The sequence below is a fragment of the Paenochrobactrum gallinarii genome (assembly GCF_014205685.1).
Lineage (GTDB): Bacteria > Pseudomonadota > Alphaproteobacteria > Rhizobiales > Rhizobiaceae > Paenochrobactrum > Paenochrobactrum gallinarii.
Genome location: NZ_JACIIU010000050.1, coordinates 1 through 5490, shown reverse-complemented (window position 1 = coordinate 5490; position 5490 = coordinate 1). Strand labels below are relative to the sequence as shown.

Sequence of the window (5490 nt, the reverse complement as noted above, 5' to 3'; positions counted from 1 at the left end):
AGCAACCTTGACCGTAACTAAAAAAATGAACATTAATTAAAAGGCGGGTCAAGTCTCGGTGGAAAAACCGGGTCAGTTCTCAGTGGTAATCAACAGTGAATATATTGTCGCGTCATGCTGACATATGCCTGTCCATCGAAATGAGCAATAATCCATCAAAAGCTAAAGCTATTGCAAGGCGTACATTACTTGAACTTGCTCCGCTCTATCAAGGTGAAGCAATCATCAGCCTGCTTGTAGAAGCCCTATCTCCCCCACCTTCACCGTCAGAAAAGACAAGCCAAGTTACAAAATTCCCGATTATTATGCCAGAGTTTGAAGCACTCTCAGAATACAGAACAGCGCTAAGAGAATTTGATATTAATCGAGAAATACAAGGGGTTAAAGAACTTCTCGTAAATCAGCAATATACCTTTGACCTGCTTCATTACGATCATGATAGTGAAAAAATCCTCTGGCTTCATATGGGATATGGCTTAGCAGAACAAACTGAGGTTTTGAATAAATGGAAAGAGCAATCACGACCTGCAGCACAGCAATTGGTGTCGCTGATCAAACAATATTATGACAAAGACATCAAATCTATCGAGGTTGCCTGTCTTGATCCACTGCTGAAGCATAGCCGGAAAGACATCGCTGTTTGGGCTTTAAATGATGCAGATCAACTCACCGGTAAAACTGGAACTGCACAAAAAATTGCGGCATGGCGTGAAGCTGCATTGGAAGAACTTAATGTCATGCTGAACAATCCGACCGGACTCAATGAGGAAAAACTTCGCCAGCAATTAACTGCAGAAATCCATAAAATCGTACAGTCTTCCTATCAGAATGATTTCAACACCGAGCTAACGGTATTGATACCCGAATAGCCCACCAACTTTGGCTCCGACGCTCATTCGATTTTTAACAATGGATGGGTTTACACAGCTCATAGACAGTTAAGCTGCCTATAGCACACAGGCAACAACCATCCGTCTCCTAAATTCAAATAACCCAAGCGCTTCTTTTTAACATGAGAAGCGAATGACTTTGCGTATTCAAAAAAGGAAAAACATGATTATTCAAAACGGTAAATATGATGAGGCTTCAATCCGTAACAATATGATGCTCCTCAAGACACTTGCCCAGGACATGGAAGCATTTCTGAATGGGCACGGACCGACAGAAGAGGTCCTTGCTCAATCTCCTGTTATAGAGAACTGGCGGCATTCAGAGCGTTACGGCCCATGCCTTGTTGGCACCCTTCACTCTCATCCGCTGCTTGGTGACATTATACCAAACGGTATTACATCCCAATTGTGGCTGATGAATAAAGATGAAGGCTGGGCCCGAACTCTGAGCAGATTTTACAGATTAGGGCAGCCACTTTCCCGCTAGTCTAAATGATCAGAACGCATCAACCTCTCGTAACTTACGTGGCCAAGGCAGAAACTATCTCTGCCTTGGTTATGAGGAGAACAAACGTAAGCGGTCAGCTGATGGCGTTGGACTTGAAGTTCCAAGGCATGAGATCTTCGATTTCTGTTACAGGCCATCCTTGAGCGATGTGGCTTAAGGTTTGGGATAGCCAGTTAAGCGGATCGACATCGTTCATTTTGCATGTCTGGAGAAGCGTTGCCAGTGTGGCCCAAGTCCGACCGCCGCCCTCACTTCCGGCAAACAGGCTGTTTTTCCTTGTAATTGGCTGTGGTCTGATGGCACGCTCGACAATGTTGCTATCGATTTCGATCCGGCCATCCGTAAGGAACCGCTGCAGCGCTTCGCGCCGGGTGAGTGCGTAGCGGATTGCTTCGGCCGTTTTGGACTTACCGGAGACCTTACTCCATAAAGCCGCGCTAACGCCTGCTGCTTCAATCAGCATTTTTATCTTTTCAATCGAAGCCAGCACTCCTGTCACTACAGGAGTGAATGACCTTGCTTATTCAAAAATCAGGAACAACCTATGATAGTCCAGAACGGCAAATTTAATGAAGCCTCTATCCGAAATAATATTCGTCTTCTGAAAGCGCTCGTAGAGGATATGGAAGCATTTCTTGATAGGAACGGACCGACAAAAGAGGTTCTGGAACAATCTCCTGTCATAGACCACTGGAGCATGTCAGAACGTAACACGCCTTGCCTTACGGGAAGCTTCTATCATCACCCTATACTGGGGGAACTCATTCCCAACGGCATCACTTCACAACTCTGGCTGCTTAACAAAGACGAAGGTTGGGCACGCACACTGAGCCGCTTTTACAAATTGGGCAAACCGCTTGTGCGCTAATCTAACCGTTTAAAAACCGTCGCTCTATCGTAACAAACATGACCAAGGCGGAAATCATCTGTCTTGGTTACGCGAAATTTTCTTCATCATTAACGCCATCCCGAGTGTAATAACAAATCACTTTCACACACATAATTTTCGAAGCGATAACCACCTCCTATCGTATCCTGTTATTGACCCGGCGAAACTCCTAATTTAAGATAACCAAATATCGGAGCGATTCATGTCTGCATCAACCACAATCAGAACAAAGCGTGAAGCACTGCAATTAACACAAAAAGAATTGGCTGTACGCCTCGGCCTCGAAGAGAATGGTGAGAGAACCATTCGCGGATGGGAGAACGGCGAACATGTCCCTAATACACATATGCTTTTGGAAATAAAGAAATTGACTAGCTCCCCACGCTTCCCTTCTTCCGATAATCCGACGTTTAAATTTATTGACTTATTTGCAGGTATCGGTGGTATCCGGCTGCCGTTTCAGGAATTGGGCGGTGAATGCGTTTTTACATCAGAATGGGATAAATTTGCTCAAAAAACCTATCAGGCAAACTTTGGTGAGAAGCCAAGCGGAGACATTACCCAGATTCCCGCTCGTGATATCCCGGAACATGATGTGTTATTAGCCGGCTTCCCCTGCCAAGCATTTTCACAAGCCGGATTAAGACAGGGATTCTCCGATACTCGCGGAACTATGTTCTTTGAAATCCAACGCATCCTTGCTGCCCGTCGGCCTGCTGCATTCCTGCTTGAAAACGTAAAGCAGTTACGTGGTCATGACAAGGGACGGACACTAAAAACCATTTTAGACATTCTCAGCGGCCGAACGGTCACGAATTTACCCGATGATATTCCTATGTCAGAAGAAGCCCGTGCCAGCCTCTCACAGAGTTTAAACTACGAAGTCAGCTATGAAGTTCTGCGAGCTGCTGATTTTGGTGTTCCGCAAAATCGTGAGCGTATTTATATCGTCGGCTTCAATCGCGATAAATTGCCGGATATCGACCTGAAACACTTTTTCAGCAGCCTTAATAAACCAGGTACTGCTAAGCTTGGATCAGTTTTGGAAGATAACAGAAGTGTAGATCCCAAATATACGATCTCTGACCGCCTTTACGCAGGACATAAACGACGCAAAGAAGAACATAAAGCCAAAGGCAATGGTTTTGGCTTTAGCCTCTTCACCAAAGAAAGCCCATACTGCAATACGATTAGTGCACGTTACTACAAGGACGGTAGCGAGATCCTGATTGATCAGTCAGACATAGGGAAAAACCCGAGAAAACTAACACCAAAGGAGTGCGTTCGTATTCAAGGCTTTCCGGAAAACTATGATCTAAGTGCAGTTTCTGACGCACAGCTTTATAAACAGTTCGGAAACTCTGTTTCTGTCCCTGTTATAAGGGCTATTGCTCAGAAATTATACAAAATCCTTCAAGAATAAGTTTTTATAATAGCTATAATCCCTCAGAATACGATTCTGAGGGATTACCATGAAATCTTGCACATATAACGGTACAACTTTTGATCTAGCTGCGCCTGATACACTAGAATTTGAGAACGATTATTATCGTATAATTTATGAAACGTTTTATGTGCAATTTGACGGCAGCACACTGCTACCACATATTGACTTTGATAATTTCATACAAAATAATTTCAATGTAACGCCTGAACAACTGGCGCTTAACGAACAAATCAAAGTTCAAAAAAACCCTATTTCCAAAACACTGTATCCGTTTTTTCTCAGATACCCTGTATTCTCAGGGGTGTTTGAAAATATTACCGTTTCCAGCGACATCATAATAGCGCATGCCGAATACATAGTAGGCGCTAAATGCTCCGCAGCAAACTTCATTTCCATCAAAAAAATCATAGATGACTGGAACAGAGTGCGCTGGACAAGAGATCAAAAGATAGCCGAGCGTCAGTCAGGTGTATCCACCCTCGGCACTATATCAGAAAGACTTCTCGAAACGGCGCTTGAAAGTTTCATAGACGAAACTCAATTTTTCAAGAATACCAACACAGAAATCCAATCATATGGCGATTTTGTCTTAATGGCCTTGCCTAATAATTTATGGCTTTCTGTTAAATCCAATTTCGCCAGAGAGCGCCTTCTCGCATCGGGTTTTAGCACCGATATAATTGGAGTAGGGTCTTTCACCGACCACAATGAATTCACCAGCTCCGCCAGAATACGAAACTTCCAAAAAGTGGGATTTCTAGCGATGTACATTCCAGATATTCCAATTACAAAAGCACAGGTTGATGCGACAACCTCAACCTACGAACTGGCCATTGATCACTTCACGGCCAAGAATTTACCATTACCAGTTAATATTAACGGCAAACCCTTTTTAAGAAAGCTTTCCGATATTCCGAACGATATTGGAGAGCTGCTTTCTGAAAAGAATCTAAAAAAGCGAACCACAATCGGTTTTTAAATTCCAGATAATTATCACGCTCTGAATTTTGGGGTCGCCTGAATGTCAAAAGAGTTCAATGAAGTTCAGCTAAATCACTTCAATGCACAAGAAGGAGCTTACTCTGTAGTAACGGAACGTGAGAGTAAGATTGACTCGCAAATTACGATTACAGGAAAAGAAAAAACCATAGCGCTTGAGCACTTTGGTGAAGAAAATATTCACAAGGGCCGAGCCAAAAATAATAAAAAACTTGCAAATAAAGAATTCAATCTATTTCCAAGTGGGGAAGTGATTACACTAAACATAGTTTTTCCGAAACCTATGAAAAATGAAGTACGGATATATTTAAAAAAAGCAAAATTCAAACCTAAAACTGGCGAAATATGGTTCATATTGACCTGAGCCCCAACACTCCTCCATTTTTCAGGAGAGTCTTAGATTTTAACATTGGCCTTAAGCGGCCCGTTTTTCTAGAGCCATTTTTATGGCGAACTCATTCGGCGTAGCATTGCCGAGTGAAGAGTGCGGTCTGTTTTTGTTATAATCATCCTTCCATGCTTTGATCTCAGTGCGCGCCTGAGCAAGCGATGAGAACAAGGTCTCGTTTAGGCATTCATCGCGGAAACTACCGTTGAAACTTTCGACAAAGCCATTTTGCATTGGTTTGCCCGGCGCGATGTAGTGCCATTCAATGCCTGTTTCCTGACACCACTTGAGAATGGCATGACTGGTCATTTCTGTCCCGTTGTCAGAAACTATCGTTCGTGGCTTGCCGAGTTGACTGATCAGGTAATC

General features: G+C 43.4%; 7 protein-coding genes and 1 pseudogene. 6 read left to right on the top strand and 2 right to left on the bottom strand.

What is annotated here, in order from left to right; all coding sequences use genetic code 11:
- The first annotated feature begins 140 nt into the window (after positions 1 to 140).
- Positions 141 to 869, top strand: a complete 729-nt coding sequence (locus tag FHS77_RS15525) for a hypothetical protein (protein WP_184224831.1) — start codon at positions 141 to 143, stop codon at positions 867 to 869.
- A gap of 154 nt (positions 870 to 1023) precedes the next feature.
- Complete coding sequence (locus FHS77_RS15520; RefSeq protein ID WP_184224830.1) at positions 1024 to 1377, top strand: DUF6634 family protein; 354 nt, start codon at positions 1024 to 1026, stop codon at positions 1375 to 1377.
- 94 nt (positions 1378 to 1471) lie between these two features.
- On the opposite strand, the pseudogene FHS77_RS15515 reads toward FHS77_RS15520, so the two are convergent.
- Positions 1472 to 1819, bottom strand: a pseudogene (locus FHS77_RS15515) (IS66 family transposase); the annotation flags it as partial.
- A 123-nt stretch (positions 1820 to 1942) separates the two neighbouring features.
- Between FHS77_RS15515 and FHS77_RS15510 the strand changes: the two are divergent.
- The 4 genes from FHS77_RS15510 (at position 1943) to FHS77_RS15495 (ending at position 5097) form a co-directional block, all read left to right on the top strand.
- On the top strand, positions 1943 to 2266 hold the full coding sequence (locus tag FHS77_RS15510) for a DUF6634 family protein (RefSeq protein WP_184224829.1): 324 nt from the start codon (positions 1943 to 1945) through the stop codon (positions 2264 to 2266).
- 223 nt (positions 2267 to 2489) lie between these two features.
- Positions 2490 to 3710 (top strand): DNA (cytosine-5-)-methyltransferase, encoded by a 1221-nt coding sequence (gene dcm, locus FHS77_RS15505; RefSeq protein WP_184224828.1) that lies wholly within the window; start codon positions 2490 to 2492, stop codon positions 3708 to 3710.
- A gap of 49 nt (positions 3711 to 3759) precedes the next feature.
- A complete protein-coding gene (locus FHS77_RS15500; RefSeq protein WP_184224827.1) occupies positions 3760 to 4713 on the top strand; it encodes a hypothetical protein in 954 nt (317 codons plus the stop codon).
- Positions 4714 to 4755: 42 nt separating this feature from the next.
- A complete protein-coding gene (locus FHS77_RS15495) occupies positions 4756 to 5097 on the top strand; it encodes a hypothetical protein (RefSeq protein WP_184224826.1) in 342 nt (113 codons plus the stop codon).
- A 51-nt stretch (positions 5098 to 5148) separates the two neighbouring features.
- Here FHS77_RS15495 and FHS77_RS15490 read toward each other — a convergent pair.
- Positions 5149 to 5490 (bottom strand): integrase core domain-containing protein (locus FHS77_RS15490; protein WP_184224825.1); only part of this gene is annotated, 342 nt, incomplete at its 5' end.